The sequence below is a fragment of the Cyanobium sp. PCC 7001 genome, from assembly GCF_000155635.1.
Lineage (GTDB): Bacteria > Cyanobacteriota > Cyanobacteriia > PCC-6307 > Cyanobiaceae > NIES-981.
The window spans coordinates 2,403,445-2,426,120 of the sequence record NZ_DS990556.1 but is presented as its reverse complement, the minus strand read 5'-3'; the positions used below and the strand labels follow the sequence as shown (position 1 = coordinate 2,426,120).

At 60.3% G+C, this 22,676-nt stretch carries 18 protein-coding genes and 2 pseudogenes; 12 read left to right on the top strand and 8 right to left on the bottom strand.

What is annotated here, in order from left to right; translation table 11 throughout:
* Window positions 1–647: 647 nt before the first annotated feature.
* On the bottom strand, window positions 648–1,148 hold the full coding sequence (locus CPCC7001_RS15605) for a hypothetical protein (protein WP_198006484.1): 501 nt from the start codon (window positions 1,146–1,148) through the stop codon (window positions 648–650).
* On the opposite strand from CPCC7001_RS15605, the pseudogene CPCC7001_RS16065 reads away from it, so the two are divergent.
* Window positions 1,041–1,868: pseudogene (locus CPCC7001_RS16065) on the top strand (hypothetical protein); the annotation flags it as partial. The gene CPCC7001_RS15605 and the pseudogene CPCC7001_RS16065 sit on opposite strands and share 108 nt — an antisense overlap.
* 492 nt (window positions 1,869–2,360) lie before the next feature.
* On the opposite strand, the gene CPCC7001_RS15595 reads toward CPCC7001_RS16065, so the two are convergent.
* A complete protein-coding gene (locus CPCC7001_RS15595; RefSeq protein ID WP_043369050.1) occupies window positions 2,361–2,882 on the bottom strand; it encodes a hypothetical protein in 522 nt (173 codons plus the stop codon).
* 1,062 nt (window positions 2,883–3,944) lie between these two features.
* On the opposite strand from CPCC7001_RS15595, the gene CPCC7001_RS15590 reads away from it, so the two are divergent.
* Window positions 3,945–5,891, top strand: coding sequence for a DNA polymerase (locus CPCC7001_RS15590; protein WP_198006483.1), 1,947 nt, complete (start codon window positions 3,945–3,947; stop codon window positions 5,889–5,891).
* Window positions 5,892–6,878: 987 nt separating this feature from the next.
* A complete protein-coding gene (locus CPCC7001_RS16060; protein WP_071778312.1) occupies window positions 6,879–7,460 on the top strand; it encodes a thermonuclease family protein in 582 nt (193 codons plus the stop codon).
* A 34-nt stretch (window positions 7,461–7,494) separates the two neighbouring features.
* Here CPCC7001_RS16060 and CPCC7001_RS11855 read toward each other — a convergent pair whose 3' ends face one another.
* Window positions 7,495–7,908, bottom strand: a complete 414-nt coding sequence (locus CPCC7001_RS11855; protein WP_006910715.1) for a recombinase family protein — start codon at window positions 7,906–7,908, stop codon at window positions 7,495–7,497.
* A gap of 1,035 nt (window positions 7,909–8,943) precedes the next feature.
* Entirely contained in the window at window positions 8,944–10,179 is a 1,236-nt protein-coding gene (locus CPCC7001_RS15280) for a hypothetical protein (RefSeq protein ID WP_006910379.1), read from the bottom strand.
* Between the two features lie 570 nt (window positions 10,180–10,749).
* Between CPCC7001_RS15280 and CPCC7001_RS15275 the strand changes: the two genes are divergently transcribed.
* The 4 genes from CPCC7001_RS15275 to CPCC7001_RS11850 all read left to right on the top strand — a co-directional run bounded on the left by CPCC7001_RS15275 (window position 10,750) and on the right by CPCC7001_RS11850 (window position 13,164).
* Window positions 10,750–11,364: a hypothetical protein gene (locus CPCC7001_RS15275; protein WP_156796767.1), complete on the top strand. Its 615-nt coding sequence runs from the start codon at window positions 10,750–10,752 to the stop codon at window positions 11,362–11,364.
* A gap of 35 nt (window positions 11,365–11,399) precedes the next feature.
* A complete protein-coding gene (locus CPCC7001_RS15270; protein ID WP_156796766.1) occupies window positions 11,400–11,909 on the top strand; it encodes a hypothetical protein in 510 nt (169 codons plus the stop codon).
* 159 nt (window positions 11,910–12,068) lie between these two features.
* Window positions 12,069–12,371 (top strand): hypothetical protein, encoded by a 303-nt coding sequence (locus CPCC7001_RS15265; RefSeq protein WP_156796765.1) that lies wholly within the window; start codon window positions 12,069–12,071, stop codon window positions 12,369–12,371.
* A gap of 532 nt (window positions 12,372–12,903) precedes the next feature.
* Window positions 12,904–13,164: a hypothetical protein gene (locus CPCC7001_RS11850; protein ID WP_006910994.1), complete on the top strand. Its 261-nt coding sequence runs from the start codon at window positions 12,904–12,906 to the stop codon at window positions 13,162–13,164.
* A 1,070-nt stretch (window positions 13,165–14,234) separates the two neighbouring features.
* On the opposite strand, the gene CPCC7001_RS16055 is transcribed toward CPCC7001_RS11850, so the two are convergent.
* The gene (locus CPCC7001_RS16055) at window positions 14,235–14,951 is read right to left on the bottom strand and encodes a thermonuclease family protein (RefSeq protein ID WP_225867302.1); all 717 of its coding nucleotides are present in this window, start codon (window positions 14,949–14,951) and stop codon (window positions 14,235–14,237) included.
* A gap of 433 nt (window positions 14,952–15,384) precedes the next feature.
* Here CPCC7001_RS16055 and CPCC7001_RS11840 point away from each other — a divergent pair, with 433 nt between their 5' ends.
* Window positions 15,385–16,449 (top strand): type I restriction endonuclease, encoded by a 1,065-nt coding sequence (locus CPCC7001_RS11840; protein ID WP_006909191.1) that lies wholly within the window; start codon window positions 15,385–15,387, stop codon window positions 16,447–16,449.
* Between the two features lie 32 nt (window positions 16,450–16,481).
* Here CPCC7001_RS11840 and CPCC7001_RS15255 read toward each other — a convergent pair whose 3' ends face one another.
* The 3 genes from CPCC7001_RS15255 to CPCC7001_RS11830 form a co-directional block, all read right to left on the bottom strand.
* Window positions 16,482–16,628, bottom strand: a complete 147-nt coding sequence (locus CPCC7001_RS15255) for a hypothetical protein (RefSeq protein ID WP_156796764.1) — start codon at window positions 16,626–16,628, stop codon at window positions 16,482–16,484.
* A gap of 175 nt (window positions 16,629–16,803) precedes the next feature.
* Window positions 16,804–17,610 carry a recombinase family protein gene (locus tag CPCC7001_RS11835; RefSeq protein ID WP_050757129.1) on the bottom strand — a complete coding sequence of 269 codons (807 nt, stop codon included), beginning with the start codon at window positions 17,608–17,610 and terminating at the stop codon, window positions 16,804–16,806.
* Between the two features lie 766 nt (window positions 17,611–18,376).
* Window positions 18,377–20,380, bottom strand: coding sequence for a recombinase family protein (locus CPCC7001_RS11830; RefSeq protein WP_083782640.1), 2,004 nt, complete (start codon window positions 20,378–20,380; stop codon window positions 18,377–18,379).
* Window positions 20,381–20,431: 51 nt separating this feature from the next.
* Here CPCC7001_RS11830 and CPCC7001_RS11825 point away from each other — a divergent pair.
* From CPCC7001_RS11825 to CPCC7001_RS11810, 4 genes and pseudogenes are all read left to right on the top strand, one after another.
* Window positions 20,432–20,608 (top strand): annotated as a pseudogene (locus CPCC7001_RS11825) (phospholipase); the annotation flags it as partial.
* 49 nt (window positions 20,609–20,657) lie between these two features.
* Window positions 20,658–20,900, top strand: a complete 243-nt coding sequence (locus CPCC7001_RS11820) for a hypothetical protein (protein WP_006911038.1) — start codon at window positions 20,658–20,660, stop codon at window positions 20,898–20,900.
* 22 nt (window positions 20,901–20,922) lie between these two features.
* Window positions 20,923–22,149 carry an FAD-dependent oxidoreductase gene (locus CPCC7001_RS11815; protein ID WP_050757128.1) on the top strand — a complete coding sequence of 409 codons (1,227 nt, stop codon included), beginning with the start codon at window positions 20,923–20,925 and terminating at the stop codon, window positions 22,147–22,149.
* Between the two features lie 23 nt (window positions 22,150–22,172).
* The gene (locus CPCC7001_RS11810) at window positions 22,173–22,610 is read left to right on the top strand and encodes a hypothetical protein (protein ID WP_050757127.1); all 438 of its coding nucleotides are present in this window, start codon (window positions 22,173–22,175) and stop codon (window positions 22,608–22,610) included.
* Window positions 22,611–22,676: the final 66 nt, after the last annotated feature.

Here is a 22,676-nt window from a genome sequence, read left to right as displayed (position 1 = left end):
CACAGGTGACGGACTCAGGTCCTATCTTCCGATGTTACTATCGAGCGACAGTCAGGAGCCCGACCGGGACACGGCGGAAAGGCTCCAACGGTCCAGCCACTCCGCGTTCTACCCATCCCCTCGATGCGAACGATCGCTCGCGGTGGGCTGAACTCTGACGTTGCGAAGGCCCGCACTCTTCAGCTCGCTGCCAACAACAACATCCACCGCCTTGCCCGGATTGCTGCCGGGTACGAAGGCCTCACGATTTCTGGACTTCTGAGGCAATCGCTCAGCGACTTTCTGGAGTCCAGTTCCAACACCCCGGAGCACATCCGGGCTGAACTCCTGGCAGCACTCGCGGCGCTGGGTCGGCCCCGCTCCTCCACCGGGGAGGGCTGAACCATGCAGCCACAAAAAGAGCCCCTGGCCGTTACGAGCGGCTGGAGGGGCAGGACGACTGATGCTCCCCTTCATTGTGCCGCGTCCCCTGAACTGACCGCCGGCCAACAGCAATCGTGCGGCTTCGACGACATCTCCCACTCCGAATGGGAGGAGGGGATGGAAGCCGTCGAGGCCGACCGCTATCTACGCCTCATCGAGGACGCCCGGGAACACGGACTCCAGGAGGCGGACTGATGAACCATTCCGCACCGCAGAGCACTCCCCTATCCCCGGAGCACTTCGACCACCTTCTCAATGAACTGGGCAGCGAAGAGGCTGTGAATGTCGCCATCGGGTACGGAGCCCGCAGCATCAGTGCTGATGAGGCCAACCACCTGGGCTTCCGATTCAAGGGTTGGCGCGGTGGCGGACTGCTGCTGCCCTTCTGTGAAGCCTTCGCCCAGCTCCGTTGCGATGACCCTCCGACCACATACCGGGGGGATCAGATCAAGTATCTGAGTCAGCTGGGCGCCAAGCAGCACGCCGCGACCTTCGGGCAGGGTGAACCCACCATCGCCACAGAGGGCTGGAAAGATGCCCTGAGGCTGCACCTGGCGACCGAACAGACCGTTCAGGCCATCGCTGGTGTAACCGCATGGAAGCTGCTGGCGCCCAGCGTGCAGCTGTTGATCTACGACGCTGACGCCGTCAACAATCCCTCCGTCTGGGGTCAGCTGGTCGCTGCTGGCCTTAATCGTCCGAGGCTGCGGCTGGCCTTCTTCCACCGTGACCTGGCAGGGCCCAAGGGCGGAGCCTGTGAGTTCTTCCGGGCCGGTGGTGACCTGGCCAACGTGTACCGCTGGAAGGCCCGTGAGCTGCTGAGAGAACTTCCGAAGCGGTGGGATCGGAACCTGCGGGCGGACTGGCATGCCCCATCGATCCGTCGCCTGGCCTCGCAGTCACTGCAGGCAGGCTTTGGTGGCGACGCAGCTGCCCAGCTTGTCGAAGCAGGAGCGAAGCGGATCAGGTTTTCGATCAGCAGGGCCAGGGAGATCCTCTGTGGAGAGAGGAGCAAACGCACCACGGCCGCGGCTGATGGAGGTCGGGGCATCCTCCGAACCGATGCACCGCCGGAACGACAGGCAGCCGAAGTCCTCTATGCGGAACACGACCAGCTGATCGCTTGGGATGGTGGCTGCTTCCGCAGGTACGACCACGCCCTGGGGTACTGGCGTGCCTGGTCTCTCGATGAGGCTCGGACAGCTGCACTGGGTGTGCTCAGTCTCCTGTGCGAGCCCCCCAAAGACCCGACCAAGGGCGCGCCCCGATTCAGGTTCGGCACCGACAGGCAGGTTCAGGGCGCTGTCTCGCTTCTCGCTGGCCTTGCTGGTCGTGGCCCGCTGCAGGACGTTCCGCCGCCAGTGGTCGTGTTCGGCAACGGCACCTTCAACCTGCGCACCCGGCGCCTGGAACCTCACAGCCCAGAACACGGGGCCACATACGCCGTCGATGCCGACTACCTCCCAGGTGCCGGATGTCCTGCAGCACTGCAGCGGGTGATCGAAACCTGTTACCCGGAGGGTGCGGAACCAATCATCCGGGCTGAACTGCGCTGGCTGATCGACCCCTCGGTTCGGTACGGCGAGGTGTTCCACCACCTGGGGGATACCGGAACGGGGAAGGGGCTCCTGGTCGAGTTCCTCTCCAGCCTTCTGCCGCCATCCCTGCAGGCGACAGCAGCTCATCCAGCGAGCCTCGACACTCCCGAGAAGCTGCATCAGATAGTGCGCGGTCGGCGGCTTCTGCAGTTCCCGGACTGTCCGGCGAGGCTCCGCAACAGCGGCCATAGCGGGCTCTTCTACGAGCTGGTGGAGAACAAACCCCAGACTGCCAGGCGCCTCTATTCGGCAGAGGCTGAGGAGGCCCGACCGTTCAATGTCCGCTGCATCATCGCCAGCGTGGCGCCGCTGCAGTTCAGCGACGGTCGGGATGGCTTCCTACGCCGATGCCTCACCCTGCAGACCCTGCAAAGGAGTGGAGACCCGGATCCCATGCTGCGATCCGATCTGATCGGTTCCACCCCTGAACACCGCGTCATCCGCAGCCAGGCCGTGAGCTGGGCGATGTCCATGCCCACCTTCGAGCTGGAAGCAATCCTGTCCAAGAACGACCCAGAGGGACTGCTCCGTCTGGGTGAAGCGGAAGCTGCTGCAGCTGGCGACAGCGTCAGTCAGTTCGCGGATGCCTGCCTGGTGCCGCACCCTCTCGGTCCTGATGCCGAGGTTGATGAGGCCGACCTGGGGCAGATGTTCGAGGCGTACCGCGGCTGGTGCAAGTACGCCGGGGTGGAACACGCAATGCAGCTCTCCAACTTCAGGGGGCAGCTGCGTCGAGTCCTTGGCCCTGGGAGGTGCCTGCCCAGGCGGAAGGAATCGCGTGAGGAGGCCAAGGCCCAGGGCCGCCCACCATCCCAGCGCCAGAACCTGCCGCGTTTCGATGCCGGCTTCGCTCTGCGGCATGGTCTGCTCAGGCCAAGCAACGGGTCGGGTGGTCTGGGAAACAGGGAGACGTTCGACCGAATGGAGGTCAGATCCGGGGGCCTTGGAACCCTCTCCTCGCTGCGGACAGCCCTGAGACCACCAGCCCTGAGACCGGCTTCGGACCCCCTGAGTCCGCCTCACAGGGCTGATCCGGGCATCGCCACCGGCCCCGCTGGTGAAGCAGAGAGCCCTGAGACCACCCTCCCGGTCTCAGGGCGGACTCAGGGTGTGGACTCAGGGGTGGTCTCAGGGCAGTCCCCCAGGAACGAATCCCAGGTTGGCACTGGGTTTTCAGCCAATCAAGAAGGGTGGTCTCAGGGCTGTCCCCTCTATCCTGAACAGGGAGAAAAAAGAGTAGAAGAGGGGGGTAAAAAAGGGGAAGACGTACATGCTTTCTGTGGGGAGAAAAAGGTAAACGCGATAGCCCTGAGACCACCCTTGGGCGTTCCTGCGGCGCCACCTCCAGCCCCTGCTCCACCCGTCCCAGTTGATCCAGACCATGGGCTGGCGGACCCCACCGCCCAAGGGCGCACCACCTCGAGCAAGGCCGATCCCGTTGCTTCGGTCCACCCACCGCCGGGGACACCGATCCCTCGGTCGAACCCAATCCCGGAAGCTGTCACCGCTTTCCCGCCCTCGCTCCGATCAGTCCTGTCCTGCTACCTGGTGTCCACGACCGTCCCAGGTGATGGCTCATCCCGTTGCATCTCCGTGGCCGACTTCTGGGAGGTGTTCATCCGATGGCTGACCGAGCATCACAGCGGGGTGGAGGTCCCGACAGCTGAAGCGCTTTCTATCGAGCTGGGGGGCCGTCTCGCTGTCGGCAGGTTCACCGACGAGCAAGGTGTCCATCGTTGGGACCGCTTGCCGCGGCCTGGCGGTGGTTCAGCCCCCGCTCCGGTTCCCGCTCCAGAGCCACCGTCCAAGGTCCAGGTCATCTCGGACCCGTGGGCTTCTCTCGAGCCTGATGCAGCGGTCCATCAGAGCGTCCCAGTCGATGTCGAGGCGGACCCTCCACCGAAGGCCAGGGCCAGCTCGGGTATGGGGGCGACTAGGGCCAAGGCCGCTCCCTACCCGAGCGAGGACGAGCTGGGTCCACTCCCTGCTGGTCCGCTGGTCGATCCATCTGGTGGGGAGGGACCGATGGTGCTCGATCTGGAGACCTGCTCAGCAACCCAGCTCTGGGCACCAGCAGTTCCTGGAAGGCCCTTCATCCGGCTGGTGGGCACCGAGGCGGGCATCGACACCGATCCTTCTTCCCTGGTGCCCTGGCTGGCCTCAGGTGGCCGTCTGATCGCCCATAACGGCTTCGGCTTCGACTACCTCGCCCTGGCCAGGCATCACGGTCTGGATCTGCTTCAGGCAGCCGAGGAAGGGAAGCTGATCGACACCATGGTCCTGGCCCTGGCGCTGGATCCGCCCAAGCCACCCGTGGACGGGAAGCTCAGCGGTGGGCAGATCGCTCGGCTCTACTCCCTCGATCGCTGCGCTGAGCGGGCTGGTGTCCCAGGCAAGACCAACGATCTGAAAAAGCTGGCCAGGGATGCTGCCAAGGCTCATGGCCATACCGGCAAGCCCAAGCAGTTGGAGGCCATCGGCTACGGGCTTATCCCCCGCAACCATCCCGACTACCTGGCCTACCTGCAGGGGGATGTGGCGGCCTGTCGTGCCGTCTACGACGCCTTGGTCCCCGATGGTCAGCTCAGCCCTTACGCCAGGCGGGAGATGCGCGTTATGGGGCGCCTCGTCACTGGCATCACGCTCCATGGCACCCGGCTGGACCTGCAACTCACCCAGTCCCGCTACGACGCCATCGAAGCTCGGAAGGAGGAGTGCCGATCACGACTGGTCGCCGACTACGGACTGCCCACCATGACCAGCAGTGGTGCCGCTGCTGCCAACCCTCTGAGCTGCAAGGGTGCCGCAGAGGCGATCACCAAGGCCGCCGCCGATGTGGGCCTGGTTCTGCCCCTCACCGCCACAGGCAAGCCGAGCACCAGCAAGGACGCCCTGGGCCCGCTGCTGGAGCAGGTCAGGGAACAGGGCAACCAGACCCAGACCGAGCTGTTGGAGACGATCCTGAGCCTCACTGGAGCCCGTTCCGTCTACGGCACGGCCCTGGACCACTGCCAGAGCGATGGACGGATCCATCCCCAGGTCGCTCCACTTCAGGCATCGGGCCGGTTCAGCCTCACCAATCCCGGTATCACGGTGTTCGGCAAGCGTGGTGGTCGCGTCACAGAGCGGGCAATCTTCCTCCCTGATGCCGACGACCATCGGCTCCTGGCTGCTGACCTCAGCCAGATCGACATGAGGGCCATGGCAGCCCATGCCCAGGATCCGGCCTACCTGGAGCTGTTTCAGCCCGGTCGTGATGCCCACTCCGAGATCGCTGCTGCTGTCGGCCTGAGCCGCTCTGATGCCAAGGCGATCGGCCACGGCTGGAACTACGGCATGAGCGTGAACGGCATGGTGCGCCATGGCATCAGCCAGGCCCTGGCTGAACAGTTCGACCAAGGGATGCGGCGATCCTTCCCCCAGCTGGTGGCCTGGCGAGACCAGATCCGGGAACGGGCAGCCTCAGGACAGCTGCTCGACAACGGTTTCGGTCGGATGATGCGGCCCAACCCCGCCAGGGCTCACACCCAGGGGCCTGCCCTGATGGGGCAGGGAACAGCCCGCGACCTGATGATGCTGGCCCTGCTCCGTCTGCCCCTCTGGCTGGTGCCGCAGCTGCGCTTCCTTGTCCATGACGAGCTGGTGTTCAGCGTCCCTGTGGCCCGCCTCGATGAGGCAGGAGAGCAGATCCTCCAGGCCATGACCTTTGACTGGGCACCTCCGGGAGCAGCCCTGTGTGTCGGGGTGGCGGGTGAGCTCAGCCAGCCAGGGAGTAGCTGGGCGGAGTGCTACGGGCGCAACAGCATCGATCCTCGCCCGACTGGCAGGCTCTTACCTGCCGTCAATGGCAACCCATTAGCTCCTGGCTAAGCTCATTCTGGGGGACTTACTCTTGCTGATGTTACTTCTGCCATAAACCAAGAGAGACGGCATCAACTAGCAACCAAAAGAACAATGAATCGAGCGCGCAGATCACTTTATAGCGCAGTGCATTCAGGGCCCAGAAGACTCAGGCTTTGGATATCGGCTCCCTTAACAGCGTTGCTTTTGCTTGCAGGATGCGCGAAAGTAGAATACCCTGCATGCTCTGAAGAGGTGCTGATGAAAGAGCAAGAAAGGCTGAACCGAATAATTTCAGAAGGCATTGCCGAAGACGCAAGAAGGGGATTGCGAAAGATTAAAGATATAACCAAGGAGGATCTTGAAGAGATGTGGTGGGGAGGCTCTCTTGCAGCACAGAGCAGCACAAGAGGGGATCTGAAATGCGATCTGCCAACAGAGCGACTCCCGTTGACCGGCAAGACCGCGATCAAGCCTTCAATAGAGTTCATTGGCCTACACCTTCACCTGCCTACTGACGCAAATTAGCTGTTGTATCTCACTAGGTTCGTCAGCAAAGCAGATCAACGAGCCGCTGCTGAGCTGACTGCCAGCTCAGGGCTGAGTGCTTTCTGAGGTGGTAACTGGATGGCAGGTACCGAGGCAGCCTGCAGTAGGGGCTGCAGAGTCTGATCCTTTTCTCGGCCGCCGGTTCCAAAAGGCTGCAGTGGTGCTCCAGTAGCTGAGTCATCAGCCGCAGGCGACCCTGCGGCGTCAGAGGCGAGCAGTGGGGAAGTTATGCATAGAGGCGTGATTTCGGGGCTAGAGGTTCGTACCTATACCAGTGAGCGCCTCACACCCCTTTACCAGCCGGAACAACCTAGTGGCACTACACACCTAGATGGCAATACGGCATGACGATTCTGAAACTTGTCCAAGCAAGATACTCGCCTGAATCGAGTATAAAGCTACACATGGCAGACCATTGATGCCCTGCTACCCTTGTGTTAAACGGCACAGATCTTCGTTTGCAAGACAATGAAAAAGGGTGTCAGGGCCAAGGTGCTACGGGTCATTGATGGTGACACGTTCAAGGCAACGTTCAGGCGCAATAGCAGGAGAATCAAGCGGACGATACGGATAGCTTGCATAGATGCCCCAGAGATTGACCAAAAGCCACTCGGAAAGAGAGCAAAAGATGCTCTGACTGGAATCCTCAACAGAAAGGAATTTGTTCGACTCAATATTAAAGGCAATGATAGGTTTGGGAGAACTGTTTCTCAAGTCGCGGTCGGCCGCAGCGATGTAGGCGTGCTAATGGTAAAGAAGGGCCAGGCGACTGTTGACGATCTATTCAGCGCTCAGTGCAGCAACACAAGAAAGCTAAGCAATGCAGAAAGGCAAGCCCAAAGGCGGTCAAGGGGTATTTGGGCCAATCAGAATACTTCAGAGCCAAGCATACCCAGTACCGCCACTGGCATTCCTCAGTTTAACGGAAGCAGAGTTATAACCTGCCCGCAAATTAGAAGCAGAACTGAAGCGGATGCTTGGCTTCGCGCTGGCCATACCTATCTCGACGGTGATAAGGATGGGATCGCATGCGAGTCGATCACTGCTTAACGTAAAAGTTGAATCTTGCTCTAGCTCCGCTTCATTAAGCCGCCCCCTGCAGCATCCGCGACGTGGTGGCCCTGGGCAATCCCAGCACCTTGGCAATCGCCGTGATGCTCTGGCCCTCCTGCTGCAGCCTTCGGCCCAGGGCCTGCTGCTGGTCGGTGTAGGCCCTGGGTCCGCCGCCAAGGTTCCCGCCCGTGGCACGGCGATGCTCAACGCTGGCCTTAGTGCGCTCGATGGCCAGGCTGCGCTCAAACTCGCCCACAGCGCCAAGCAGCTGGAACAGCAGGCGACCGGTCGGGGTGGCAGTGTCGATGGCGTGGTCGAGCACCTGCAGTTGGATGCCGCATTGCTCCAGATCGGCAGCGATTACCAGCAGCTCCTGCAGGGACCGGGCCAGGCGGTCGAGCTTGCAGATCACCAACGTGTCGCCTGGCTCCAGCTCCTCCAGCACCTAGGCCACCGCCGGAGTCGCGGCAATGAGCTGGCATGCCGGGGCTTGATCTCGTCGCCCTGAGCTGCTGGCACTGCTTCCCGCCTTCGATCGGACATAGGGGCAAAAATGGCCGCGGCTACGGAAACACCCCATGGAGAAAGGCCGAAGGGGCGGGTCAGCAGGTGATCGAGTGCGCAAGATGTACTCACAACTTCTGCCTCCAGTCATGACAAGGCCCCGCATCAAGCCGCATCAGGGGCGGCCACGTCGCCAGGAAGTTCACTTTCGGGGCCTACTACCAGCAGGTGCGGGCTTGCTGCTGTTCATAGGTACCTCCGCGTTGGCAAAGCCTTTGCCGGAGCAGGCTCCACCGCTTCCCGATGGGCTGTACGGAGCCACAGGGACCATGTTCAACGGTTCATACAGGGCAGTCGCCTCCAAGGGCCTACGCACCTGCATCGTCCAGGTGAACTTTGCGCTATCTGGCGAAGGTGTGCAGCCCAAGGTAGTAACAAGTTCTCTTCACAGACGGAATGACCGTTATTACCTCTACGGAAAGGATTTCCCGATCGAGATCCTCCAGGATGATGAGATGGATAGGGCTCAGGAGTCCGCATATCCAGCCCAACGTGCCGCCGCCACAGCCTCATTTTCCGACAATTACCTCAGGGCGGAGTGGATCTGGCGTGATGCAGATTTCCGGGGGCTGAGGGATGGCCTGCTATCAGACCTGGGCCGCTGTCTTACAACCACTGAGGGCTTTCGGACTTCCAGGCCCATTGACAGAAGGCAACCATGATGTATCGGGTCTGACGCGTGTGGTCGTGTAGTGGCCTCCGGCAATCGGTCCAGAACTCTCATTCACCCTGGAGCGGTTTCCGGCGTCCACTTCACCATGAGCGGGTTTTACGACTCCAGCGGCTGGGATGTCGCTGGCATTGCCTCCTATGGATAACGCTGCCCCTGAGTGGCAGGCAAGTTTTTGAAAACGGAAGGAGATAATCGCTGGAGGTCTGTCCACTCGAGGGGCTTGTTGGACAGGCACTATATTAGTCAGTCACTTGATCCATAACTGAATACTGCATCGGCTAAATGATCAGGAAACAAGATTCCCACCCTCTGCCTTCCTTCATCCCATCCCAAATGCCTTGAAAGAACAAGACGGACGACATCCTCTCTAATCTTGTAGTCAATGCATAATAGGATGTGAGACGCGAGGTCTTGGACAGTTTGATAATCCTCCAAAGCCTGCTCCGGCGTGGCATTAAGCAGTGTAGCTTTGTACGAGAAGAAGGAGAAGTCCTTAAACTCAATATACAGAGGAGTTTTTTGTTCAAAGTACAGCTCATCAAATGTGGAAAGCTCAGGATCGACATTCCCATGAAGAAGATCATTTCGCCTGTTCATCATTGAATGAAACTTCTTGCATGCATCCCATTCGTCGTACTTAACTTGGCTTGCGAAGCCAACACAGTTTAAATGGATCCCTCGTATTCGAACATCAATGTTCTGACGCATAATTCCATCGTATAGACGCTTGTCGCTCCTAACTTCAGGCTTGGCCATCAGAAATAATAGAAGATTAACGAAGGACTCCGCCCATACCGGGGTCAACATTCTAATTCCTAATCCGATCTGCGCTGCTTTAGTGAACTTTTTGGCTGTGTCCGAAAAGGCATCTGTGAAAGACTTGGCTTCTTCTACTGTGCGAGGTTGAATTGGTTTCTTTACCTCTTCCAATCTTATATCCTCAAGCTCTTGAAGCTGAGTTTCAAGCATTGTCTTTAGTCGAAAGTATGGATTAAGAAACACCTTCCACTTCTCAAGTCCCTTGCGTATCTCCTTCATGGATGAAGAAAACCGGCTAAAGTCCTGTTTGACGGCGAGAAGAAAGTCATTTGGATCAGAGAAGCATGGCGCAAGTGGATGCAATATCTCTAGCCTGAATGACCAGCAGATAAAATCAAGTGGTCCAAGGCTGGTTTCAAGTGAATAGTGCCAATGAATAAGATTATCGCTGTCTTCATGATTCTTTGAGATCATTGTTATCCCGTTGGGCTCGCCGAAACGAGCTTTTAAATAGACATACAAGTCAACTGGTCTAATTCCAGTTGTCAGAACCCATCTGCCTGTGGCTGCTTTGACCACCTCCTTGGGAGCATTATGCGCATCATCAGCATTTTGGTTACTGATGATCTTTTCGATTGTGGCCTGTATAGGCCTTGCTTGCCAAGATGATAAACTATACTTGTCTTCTGTTGATTCATCGGTGCCTTTTGTTGTTGTCATAACTTAAATGGCATGATCAACAGAATTTACTCGCGGCTTGCAGTGATGGCGAGCATGCTCTGTCCAACGCTGACCTTGAGTGGCAGGCAAGTAGCTTGGGGCGGCTAAGGTGAAAGCTGATGGTGGCCTGCCCACTCGAAGGGCTTGTTTGGCATTGCTATGATTAAAACTTTATAAACTTGATTCCTCTTTGATCTAGTGGGCTTTCCAGTGGCTCTGCAAAGCACTTATCGGAATGATCGCTCCTGCCACTTCAGCCTCTAACGCTGAGATCACTATCGTAGAGAGCTCATTTAGTCATTTCTTTAATACTCCGTTTGAGCGTGTATGCCATCAGCTGGAATTTAGCTTGCTAGGAAGGCGCTTTTTCCCATGCGTTTCTTACTCGTCTTGAGGTGATCAGCACAGCCGAGTTGCTTAGCTGAATGCACAAATGCAAAAGAACACAACAGTTCCCTCGGGGGATCCCAGCACTAGGGCCTATTGTGCTAAGATAAATAAATTAAGAATTAGATCAAAACAATGCCTTCACTCAGAATACCTCCTCGGTATCACGGAGCCATAAAGCAAATGGCGCAACTGAGTTCAGATGAACTTTCTTCGATTCAAGAGTTTATTAGAACAGCGGAATACCCATACAAAGTTGATTCTTCCAATGAGACGTCTGATCCGGCCAGGAAGATCATTGGAACTTATTCCCCAGTTCTCGAGTTTATTACATCGCTCTTTTATCTCATTCAAGTTGGCTCTTCGCGAAAGCCCGAGGAAGTTGGGGATGGAATAAGGGACTATCTTCTGGGTTCCGACATTCTTGGCAAAGGCAACGACGATACAGTTCTACGTCTTTCAGATTACATATCCTCTCTCCTGAATATGGCTTCGCCAGCCAAGACTTTTGTAAAGGCTTCGATTGTCAGAACAGATTATGAGCGTGTCTTTCAGAGTTCTCGAATCCTCACCGATGTTCGGCCCATCTTTCATGGCACTGACTCACTTCCGGTGACTATAGCGATATCTCACAACCTTAAGCTTACATACAATCGCAATAATGAAAAGGAAGACTTCTTCGTGGCACTTGATGATGCTGACTTGGAACAATTGACTGACTCACTTAATAGGGCTCGGGCTAAAAGTAAGCTACTTAGGGACTGGTATATTTCTTCAAGCCTTACAGTACTAGATTAAACATTCAACTTTACCTCATCACTGGGTACAAAGCAATGCAAGCACTCGAGAGTCTGGCACTCACAGATCAGTTCTTGGATGAACGAGATTTCGACTTATCTGCTGCGGATAGTTATGTAGAGCTAACCGACTTTCCTGTAGGTAGAGAATATGATGACAGGCTCTATCTATATAATAAGTTGCAGCTTGAGTCTGCCTATAAAAAATCATCTACCCTGCCTAAGCTTGATTATTATCCAGAATTAGGCAAGGATCGGGAACTTGAAATTCGATTTTCAAGATTGTACTCTCAATGGAAGGCTGAGACGGCCGGAATCTCATCAATTCAGAAAGTTGTTCTTAATCCGCATTATCTCAAAATTATTGGCATGGGCAAGCCTGTTATTCCTCTAATTCTTAACGCATTAGCTCAAAGGCCAGATCATTGGTTTGTAGCACTCTCTGCCTTAACTGACGATAATCCTACAGCTCCAGGCGACAATCTTGTTGAAGCTGTTTCCAAGTGGCTCAAGTGGGGTGTTTCTAAGGGTTACCTAAAGCCCTAGTCCATAGGTATGACACATGAGTATCTTGAATCGGGCTTGTTCGAATCACTTACTCCTGACAATCACCAACCTACAAGTCCTCCGGATCCCATTTACAACTGTATAGCTTGGGCTGCCGGTTGCAACGATTCCTATTGGTGGCCATACTCTTACGAGCTGGTGCCATACTTCTGGCCACTCGGCCCTCAAGACGATGATAGTCTTGACCATTTTATTGAGTGCTTCACATCTCTAGGATTTGAGGTTTGTGAAGATCCAAGCTTTGTTGAAGGATACATAAAGCTCGCAATTTATATAGATGATGATGGTAAGCCTACTCATATGGCCAGGCAGCTACCTGATGAGCGATCCTGGACAAGCAAGCTTGGGGAATATGAAGACATTGCTCATTCTGACCTCAGTGCGATGGAATGCAAGCTTTATGGCAAAGTCGGCTGCATTATGCAGAAATCAATTGATTAACTATCTGCCAGCCTTGCATACTTCTGCGCTTTTATGTTGTGGCCAGAGAGGTCTCTATCTATGCATAGCCTGAGGCTTCTTCGCGTATGCCAAACTTGTTATTTGGCGGATCCGCCTAAATCTCTAAATGCTCTCTTCCTGTCCGCATAAGCGGAGAAGCTCTTTAGCCTGGTAACAGCAGAATCCCTTTCCAGGCAACCCATCTGGCTTTGTCCTTTCAAGCTTCGGTCAGTTTATGCGGGTCCGCATAACAATCTCATGCATGGGGTTTTCCCTCCACTGCGCTGGAAGGCTTTCAGTCTCATGCCTGGCCCTCATTGCCCGCACAGGCGCCGCCTGCAAGCCTCTTTGGCCACCCCCTGAGCGAAGCTATCCACCAGGCCCTCGTTTCCCAGCCGGCGGCACTGCACTACCTCAATCCTCTTTACCCCGCTGAAGGCCCCAACGCCTGGACCGCTAGCTGCACCAGCCAAGTGAGAAGGAGCTTGCGGCACTTTCAGAAGCCCAGAGGCAGCAACGGCGGCTGACCCTGGTGAAACAGATCGAGGCCCTGCTGCGCCAGCTCGATGCCCAGGGCGATGACCCGCTGGAGGCGGCCCGCTGGCTTGCCAAGCGGCTGCACCGGCCTGGCGAGGTTCTCCCGCTGCCCCGGCTGGTGGTGCTGGCCAGCAAGGTTCAGCTCGGCGACTCCTGGGAGGAGATGTTCCTGGCCCCAGGCTGCCGCCAGCTCACCGCCCAGGAGCTGCTGCCGGTGGTGAAGGCGACCCGGGTGGGGCTGCATGTGGTGGGGTGAGGGTCTGGCCGTCTGCTCCTCATGAGTGAGAAGCAAAGCCTTGCATCACCCTGCATGCGATGCATCGGAAAGTGGCTTCATCGCTCCCATAGGGGGCCCTGGGACTCTTGCCATCCGGGCCCCACAGCCTCTGACCCTGGGACCGCTTCTCCAGCCCCTCCATCACTGCCTCCAGTGCTTCGGCCCGAGTCGCCATGTCCAGCTCTCGGCGTGTCTATGAGCGGATAGCGGCGATGCCCTGGGCAAACTGGCCGACCGTGGTGCCACGCCTTCTGCCTGGTGGAGGTGACACTCCAGCTGCTCCATCCCTGTCAATCGGCAACGTTTAGCTTCCTTGCCTTGCTTGGTGCGCCGGCAACGCGTCCGCTTCCGGCGTGCTGCTCATGAGGAAATTTTGCTCGTGGCTCTCTTTACTGCCACGGCCTGATAAGAAGAATGAGTGCAAAGTAGGTCCGAGACCGGAAGATCAGCAGGCTGTGACTGTCCGTATCATGCGCCACCTTTTCCTATCGCTCCCCTGCTTAGCAGTTCTCGCCAGCTGCGCATCCCCCTCCACCTCCCAATCCCCCTGCCTCAATGATGACTACACCGTACTGAGCAAGATTGAGTCGAAAAATGGCGCAGGAGAGGTCATGGGCAGTACAAAGTTTGTAGTGATTCCAGTCACCTCAACTGATGAGAGCATTAGGAAAGTGGCATCAACGGCCTGCGTGTCAGGGCTCTGGTGCAAGCTGCTTATCTGGGATGACAAGGCCAAAGCTGGCACTTCTCTGCCCATGACCGACGCTCAGGTGGAGAGCATGCGCGCCAGCTATGTTCACAACCCGTTTAATGGTCACGAGCGTCTAATAATCAATGATCAAGACTTCCCCATGGGAGAGTGCTCACATCTGGAATCAAATAAGCCATGATTGGCCCCTAGTCCCCTGCAAGTCCGCTCGCCTCACTGGGATGGCGCAGGCCAGCTCACCCAGTTGGGTGATGCCACAAGCCCCGTCATCACCTGGCCAGAAATGGGCGCATCCAGCACCCTGCGGCCAGTCCCACGGCACATCTGGCGCTGCACAGGCTTAGCGACTCCGCCGGAAGTCCCACGGCTTGACCTCGTTGCCCCATCGCCATACTCCCTGGCGGTACTGCTGGGCTTGGCTCTCAGCTCCTAGGTAGGTGCTCTGATCACAACCGCTGAGGTAGTCCCGGTACACGTAGGCAGCCCCCACCCGCACCATCTCCACGTTCACGTTCCGCCCACCTGCGTAGACCTCGGCAACGGTCCGTCCGTAGCGGTCCACGGTTTGAGGGTGAATCTCCACGGGGCCACTGCCCAGTAGCTGACGCAGAGCCTGGGTTGCTGCCGCACCGCTGGCGCCCTGGGCCGTCTCTGGAGCATCAATGCAGGCCAGGCGGATCGTGACCGGTTGGCCGCTGCTGTTCCTCACCCGGATTGTGTCCCCATCTCCCACAGAGATCAGGGCAACAACGCCGCTGGCCTCAGGAGCAACGGGCCTGGGTGGCCGTGGGCGCCTTGGCGCCGAGGGAGTGGCGGGGCTGATCTGGATGGTTCTGCCTCTGCCCGGCGGTTGAGACGGACTCCCGCTTCTGCCGCTGCCGCAGATCGCCTCACAGGGGATCCCGTCGCCATCTCCATCTATCCGGGTGTTGCCTGACCGCAGGGATCGCATGGCTTCCTCACAGGTGCGGAAGCTGGAGCACTTCTGGGCACGGGCGGGAACTGCCGCAAGAACCCCCACGCAAGCGACCGAAGCGAGGACCAAGTATCTTGCCATCTCCAATGAATAAGTTTCCTCATGCTGGCTGCGTCCTTCATTCCACGCCCAGCCTGACTCAGATCCTTTGGGATCTCCCCGCACAGTGGCGGTGGCCAAGGGGATTCCTTCTTTGGGGCAACCGCCTCGCATTGGTTCTGCTTTCAAGACTCCATCCGGCGTCGTGGCATCCAGCACGGCCAGCAGCTGCTCCACCACCACGCCGCTGGCAGCAGGAACAGCGGGCCTGATCTGGATGGAGCTGGGGGTGCAGTGCTTGGCTTCTGACTGCAGGCTGCCCAGGCGCAGGAGCCATTCGCTGATGTGCGGCGGGGAAGGCCATCGTGTGATGACGGCTACAGCCCGTCACGAATCGCAGCACTCTTAGTGCCAGGTATCGGAGATTTAGCCAACCTTGAATCGGCGGTCTTGCTCCTACTGAGCCGCACTAAACATGGATCTCATTGACCAACTGCAGGCTTTGGCCGCCAGAGCTGAAAAAACTGCGGAAAGCCTGACCAACGAGGACGCCACAAAGATGGCTCTCATTGCCCCCTTCATCCAGGCGCTGGGCTACGACATCTTTAACCCGATGGAGGTAAAGCCTGAGTTCAGCGCCGACCTCCCAGGAGTGAACAAGAAGGACGAGCGAGTTGATTACGCAGTCCTGGAAAATGGTGAGCCCAAAATCCTTGTTGAGGCCAAGTCCTACGGCACAGATCTGAGACAGGCCGAGATGGGGCAACTGTCTAGATACTTTCACGCAACCAACGCCAGAATAGGCATCTTGAGCAATGGCAGGATCTTCCAGTTCTTCTCGGATCTGGATGATAAGAACAAGATGGACTCTAAGCCATTTGCAGAGATCGACCTGTTTGACCTGCAAAGCGCACCACTCGATCAGATCAAGCAGCTTTCCAAGTCGATGTTCGACATCGACACACTGCTGCAGTCGGCTGAAAGGTTGAAATACCTGCGCGGCGTAAAGGAGCAGATCCGAGACGAGCTGACCGATCCCAGCGAGTGGCTGGTCAAGGAAATGGCCCGCAGGGTCCATTCGGCAGAGCGGATAACAACTCAGACGCTTGAGAAGTTCAAGCCCATTGTGGCGGATGCGATCAAGCTCTACATCAATGAACGAATCAATAAGCGCCTGGAGGAGGCCATGAAAGCGCCAGAGGTAGTCACGGCACCAGCTCCAGAGGAGGTCAGTCGGCCTGACGCCGATGCCATTGTGACCACGTCAGATGAGATGGAGGGCCTCTACATCGTCCGTGCGATCTGCGCTTCGGAAATAGATCCCAACCGGCTGAGCGAAAAGGACACCAAGGCCTACTGCAATGTCCTTCTAGACCAGAATAGCTGGAAAGCGATAGTCAGGCTGCACTTCAACGGTGGTCAAAAGAAGATAGAGATTTTTGACGATGCCGAGCCAAAGCTGGTGCAGGTTGACACCCCTAGCGAGATCTATCGCCATGCGGATCGTGTGCGGGCTGCCCTGAGGAAGAAGCTGGCCTGATTGGCATTGCGGCCTCCCTTGGCCTCTCCCCCCTACCCCTCCAGCTCATCCGCAAGCGCCAGCACCTGGCCCAGCTTCTCCCCCCACTCCGTCAGGGCGGCCTCCTGCTCCGGTGAGCCTGGGGCGGTGGCGCGTCCTTTGGCGCTCAGGTCCGCAAGCTGACGTCGAAGCTCAGCCAAGCGGGCGTGGCGTTCATCCATGGGAGTGCTGGGCGACGTTTCCAGGCTGGGCAGCGAAGGCCTGGCTGACCACTGGGATAGTCCAGCAACTACACATCGCCCAGCCGGCTCGAGTTCGTGCAACGGCCAGAACGAGGTGACTGCGATGAGCTCGGGCTGAAGCACCTTGAGCCAATCAATCAGGACGGACTGCTGGCCCCAGCGGCCCCGGCAAGCGACCACCCAGATGGTTGTTTCCGCCCGTTGCCAGGCCCAGTCTCTCCAAATGAGCACGCACTTTTGAGGGACTCAGCGGTCGACCTGTGCGCCCCTTGGTGCCCGCTGCAGCCAGGGCAGAGGCCATCTGTCTCAGGCTGTAGCCCTGGGCGGCCATTGGCTCCAGCAGGGACCGCAGAGCTTCTGCATCGGCCTGGGCTCGATTCTTCGCGGCATCGTTCCGGGCGATGGTGTTTGGCCTCAGCCCGCCCAGCTGGACGCCTCTGGCCTTCGCTGCAGCAAGTGCTTCCTTTGTGCGCTCACTGATCCGCCGGGCCTCGAACTCAGCCACTGAAGCCATCACTGACAGGATCAGCCGACCTGCAGACGTGGTGGCATCGATGTCGGGCAGATCGCAGAACAGGAACCCAGCCATGCCATTGGCCTGAGCTTCGCGACTCAGCCTGAGCACCAGCTCAGCGTCCCGGGCGATCCTGTCGAGCTTTGCCACGGCGACAGCGGCACTCCGCCTGCGAGCTTCAGCAAGTGCAGCGGCCAGCTGGGGGCGATCGGCTTTCCTGCCGCTCTCCACCTCCACGAACTCGGCCATCACCACAGCCCGGCGACTGTCGGCAAGCTGCTGAACCTTGGCCCGCTGAGCTTCGAGGCCCAAGCCGCTCTCACCCTGGCGAGTTGTGCTCACCCTGTAGTAAGCGACCAGTTGCAGGCCGGAGTCCTCACCTGTTCCGACAGGCAACGCTCGTTGTGCCCGGTACAGCGTGCTCATGCCACCCCCTCCAGCAGCGCGGCCCTGCTGGCCTGGGCGATGCATCGCCTGCCCGCATGCCTGAGCCCCTGGGCACGAGAGACCCGACATAGTTGCACCACCCGGAAGCTGGTCAGGCCTGGTGCCCCGAGGCGGGTGGCACTAGCTGGAGCAGCAACCCTCGTTGCGTGAGGGCTACAGGCGCCGCCTACCAACGCTGGAGCTGGGGTGATTGGGGTGCTGGGTAGGTGGGCTGGAGCTGCTGCTGCTGCCGGAGCAGCACTGTGGGTGCGCGTATGCCGACTGGCAGAAGGCTCCCGGACGGCAGCTCCCCATGGCCAGTGCACCGCCAGCCAGGCCGAGGACCGATGCAGCGTGGCCGCCTGTTCGGTGGTGTCGCTGGTGGTGCGCAGCATCCCGGCGTCAGGGCAGGGCCCTGCTACCACCGGTCGTGGTGTCGTCTTCATCGTGAGAATTGCTTGGATGTTGCGAACCGGGAGCACTCAGGCTCAACCAGTTGCCCACACCAGAGTTAGCACATCCCAGCGGAACATGGCATCAGCGGATCTAGGCAGTCCTGCTCAGATCAGATCCGACAGATTACCCCAATGGCCCCTACTCCCACGGTGGCAGGGCCGCGCAGGTGCAGCCATCCGGCCGCGGGCAAAGTTGCCCGCGGCGGTACGCAGGGACACCCCCCATGGGGGAAGACTCAACGGCCGCTGTATGTGTATACCCCGACAGAACCGGAAATTATTTTTCACGCCTTTCCACCTGATTGCCGGGATTAAGCGGTAGTTACGGATTCGGTTGCGCTGACGCCTGCGCCTGGTGCGTGCGTAGCCCTGCTGCCCAGTTCTCGAGCGGCCATCTGGACTGCGAACCGCCGGAGCTGTCTGGGGTTGAGGTCGAAGCTCTCTTGCTGGAGCCAGGTGGGCAGCTTCTTCTCTAGCACCCGGGCCAGTCCGCGCAGGGAGGGGCCTGAGCGCCAGAGGCTGGTCTGATCCTGGAGTGTTCCGTTGTCCAGGAGTTCGAGGAGGGTGTCTTGTCGTTGTTCACCGAGCAGCAGGAGTTTGGAGGTTCCGTTGTTGGCCTGGAGTGCTCTGGGCGGATTGATGAGCCCCCGTTCCTTGGCCACCAGGCGTGTGTGCCCAGCGAGCGGTTGATGGTCTGCACATCGGTCGCAAATGTGCAGGGCAACGAGTCGATCAGCTCCAGGTTGTTGGGGTGGGTGGATGACGAATCGGATCTTGGCGGGGTGTAGGAGCAGCCAGCGATTGAAGGCTCGGCGATCTTCTGGTGGTGCTGTGTCGAGTTGCTGCCAGAACGCCTGGACCCTGGCGGCCAGTTCCTCTCCGGCCTGGGTTCCGTCTGGCTGGGCCTCAAGGATCTGGAGCTCCTTGGTCCTGGCCTCCAGCTCCAGTGTCAGGGCCTCGGACTGCTGGCGGGCCTGGCCGATGGCGCGCTCGACGGTGGCGAGTCTTTCCTCTGGCACCTCCTGGGTCCACAGCGCGGCGGCCCGGGCCTCCAACCGTTCCAGCTGCCTGGCCTGCTGGCGGCGCTGGTGCCTGAGCGTCACGACCTCATCCGCCAGGCGTTGACGTTCCTGCTCGGTGCCTGGATCGCTCAGCAGTTCTGCCCATGTGGTCGAGGCAAGCCGGGTGAGGCAGTGCGCCTCCATCTGATCGCGGAACACGTACCCCTTCCCTGGTCCCGGGGCATCGCGGAGGTTGCAGGCCCGGCAAGCCACCCAGCCTGGATGGTCGGCCCTGGCTCCCCTCCCTGGGGGGTGGTAGCTCATTGGCTCACCGCATGCACACCGGCAGACGGTCTGGAACAGGAAGTGGAGCTTCTGGGTGCCACCCCTGAGCTGGCCACGCAGCTTGTCGCGCATGGCCATCCCAGATCGGAGCTGCTCCCACTCGTTCCGTGACACCACTGGGGGGTAGAAACCCTCGAGAGTGCTGCCGTCCTGGCGGTGGAGATCACCCACCAGGGCGGGGTTCCGAAGGGCAGTCGTCACCCGGCTGTGATTCCAGCCCTCCCCCGCATTGGCGGCGTACTGGTTCCGTCTGGTGCGGGTGGGTGGTGGCGAATGGCCCTCGTCGTTGAGCTGCTGGGCGATCAGGGTTGAACCCAGGCCCTGCATCGCCAGCTCCACCGCACGGCGCAAGGTGGCGACGCAGGCCTGGTCCAGCTGCAGGTTCCCTGCGGTGTCCCTCACCAGCCGGCGATCACTGCCCCTTGCGATCCACCAGGGCGTGGCCGCGGCCACCTTCACGCCCTGGTCCTGCAGCTGCTGTCGCTTCACAGCGGCACCCCTGCTGCGGCGCGACTTCTCCTCCCACTCCCTCCGTGCCTGGGCCATCGCCCCCAGTAGCCCATGGAGACGATGCGGTTCCCGGTCGATCAGCTCGGCATCGAGGACGGCTCCACCGTCACTGCAGAACGCAATCGCCAGACCTGTCGCCCAGAAGTCACTGAGCAGCACCCCGAGCACCTGGCGCTCTGCCTCCCGGCTGAACCTGGACATGCTCTCCACCACCAGGCATGACCCGGGCGGGACGGCGCCGGTGCGGGCGGCCTGGAGGAAGCGGCCAAGGGCCCCAGTCGTGCGGTGCTTGCCGCGGCCTGCACTCACCCCTGGATCGACCAGGGATTCCGCCAGCTCCCAGTCGGGATGCTCCGCCAGCCAGCTGCGCAACGCCTGCTCCTGTCGCTCCAGACCGGAGCGGTCGGCCCCCACCTGAGCGCCACGACTCACACGCGCATAGGACCAGGCGAGCGGCATCCGGGGCGGACGGCAGGGGTCTGTTGAGACTATCTGCAGTGTGCATCCTTGCCTTCGGCCGCCCACACCAACGATGAAACCCTGCTGGTGATCCACTCCCCCCTCCTGGCCCGCCACTTCAGCGACGAGGTGGATCGCCTCTGGAAAGGGGCCGAGCTGGGGATCACGGCACGCCTGCAACGCAAGCGCGAGCGCCAACGCCTGCGCTGCGGCAGCGGTGTGCAGAGGAGCGCCCCACGTGCCCACCTACGATCGGAACCGACAAGCCATGGTGCTGATGGACGCACGATCCGCCGCCAAGGCTGAATCGGCCACCCTCGATGCGATTCAGCTGATGTTGCGGGATCTCCACACCCGCCACGACGAGATCCGTCACCGGGCCGCCTTCCGCGGCTGCACCAAGGAACTCCTGGAAGTGCAGCAGGAGCTGGTGGACTATCTGCTCACGAAGAAGAGCCAGTTGATGGGGCAGAGCGAGGGCGACAGCCTCATCAACCGCAACTACAACGCCTTCCTCTGACCCCCTGGCCGGGGCCGCGAGCATGGCCATGGACCCGGTGGTGGTGGTGGGGGCAGGCCCCGCGGGGGCGAGCGTGGCCCTGCTGCTGAGCCGCCGCGGCCTGCCGGTGGTGCTGGTGGAGGCCGCCTCCCAGTTCGCGCGGCAGTTCCGCGGCGAGGGATTGATGCCCCATGGTCTGGCCGCCCTCGAGGCCATGGATCTGGGTGCGGTGATCGCCACCGTGCCCCACCGCCCGCTGACGGGATGGCGCTTCTGCCTGGATGGGCAGCCCCTGTTCCGGGTGGCCGAACCCCTTGAGGGGGAAGGCCACCCGGCCTGCACCCTGGTGCACCAGCCCGCCTTGCTGGAAGCCCTAGTCGCGCTGGTGCGGCAACAGCCCCAGGCCCGGGTGCGGCTTGGGGAGCGGGTGAGTGATCTGGTGCAGGAGGGGGGACGGATCCGCGGTGTGCGCCTGGCGAGTGGGGAAACGCTGCGCTCCAGCCTGGTGCTGGCCTGTGACGGCCGCCAGTCGCGCTTGCGCCAGCTGGCGGGTCTGCAGCTGGAGTCGGCCGGCAGCCCGATCGACGTGCTCTGGTTCCTGCTAGGCGACGGCGATCCAGGAGCTGCCCTGCCGCTGGGGGGCGACTTCCTGACGGCCCTGGGGCCTGAGGGACTCTTCAGTGCCTTCGGCAGCGCCAACGGCGGACTGCAGATGGGCTGGGTGCTGGACGCGGAGGCTCCGACGCCGGCCCTCACCCCGCAGGCCTGGTGCCAGCGGATGGCCCGCCAGAGCCCCCCTGATCTGCGCCACTGGCTGCAGCGGGAACCGTGCCTTGCGGCGGAGCCGGTGCGGCTGCGGGTTGAGGTGGGGCTGGCGCCGTGCTGGTGGCGTCCCGGCCTGCTGCTGCTGGGGGATGCCGCCCATCCCATGAGCCCGGTGCGGGCGCAGGGGATCAACCTGGCCCTGCGCGATGCCTGCGTGGCGGGCCACCTGCTGGGCGAGGCGTTGCGCCGGGGCCCTGCCGATCCGGACGCGCTGGATGCGGTGCTCGCCCGGATCGAGGCCCTGCGCCGCGGGGAGACCCTCACCCTGCAGCGGCTTCAGGCCCGGGAGGCCGGGCGAGGTCTGCTGCTGCAGCGGCAGCCGCTGCTGCGAAGCCTGCTGGCGGCTGCCGCCCCCTGGGTGGGCCCTGCCCTGGCCCGTCACTGGAGCCACAGCCAGAAGCCCCTGCGGCTGGGGCTCGGCAACCTGGAAGAAGCCCGGCAATGATGGAGGCCTGCCGCAGTCGAGCGATGGCCCGCTCCAGCTCATGGGTCCTGCCCACCCTCGTGCTCCTGGCGGCCCAGGTCTTCGGCCTGGGCCTCGCCGTTCCAGCCCGGGCGGAGGAACCCGACTACCCCAGCCAGGAGCTGCTGCGCCAGCTGCAGCTCGACACGATCGGTTGCGGGCGGGACAACAGCGCCGCCGTCTGCGCCCAGGCCCGTGCCACAGCCGATCCCCTGCTTGACCACCCGCGTCTGAGCGGGAACTGCAAGGACGCGCTCTGGCAGATCGGCCAGGAGGCCAGGGTGGTGCCGGAGAACAGCTTTCAGCGGCGGGAGAGTCTCACCGGCGTGGCCAACGACGTGGTGCGGTTCTGCCGGCAGCTGAGCCAGCCGCTGCGGCAGGCGAGCCCCAGCGCGCCAAGCGGCAATCCCCGCTCTGGTTTCGGCCTGGTTCCGGGTTCCTGATCCCGGTCCCCAGGCTGCGTCGAGAGTCTTCAGGGTTGAACGTGTTCAGGGTCGAGCGTGCTCAGG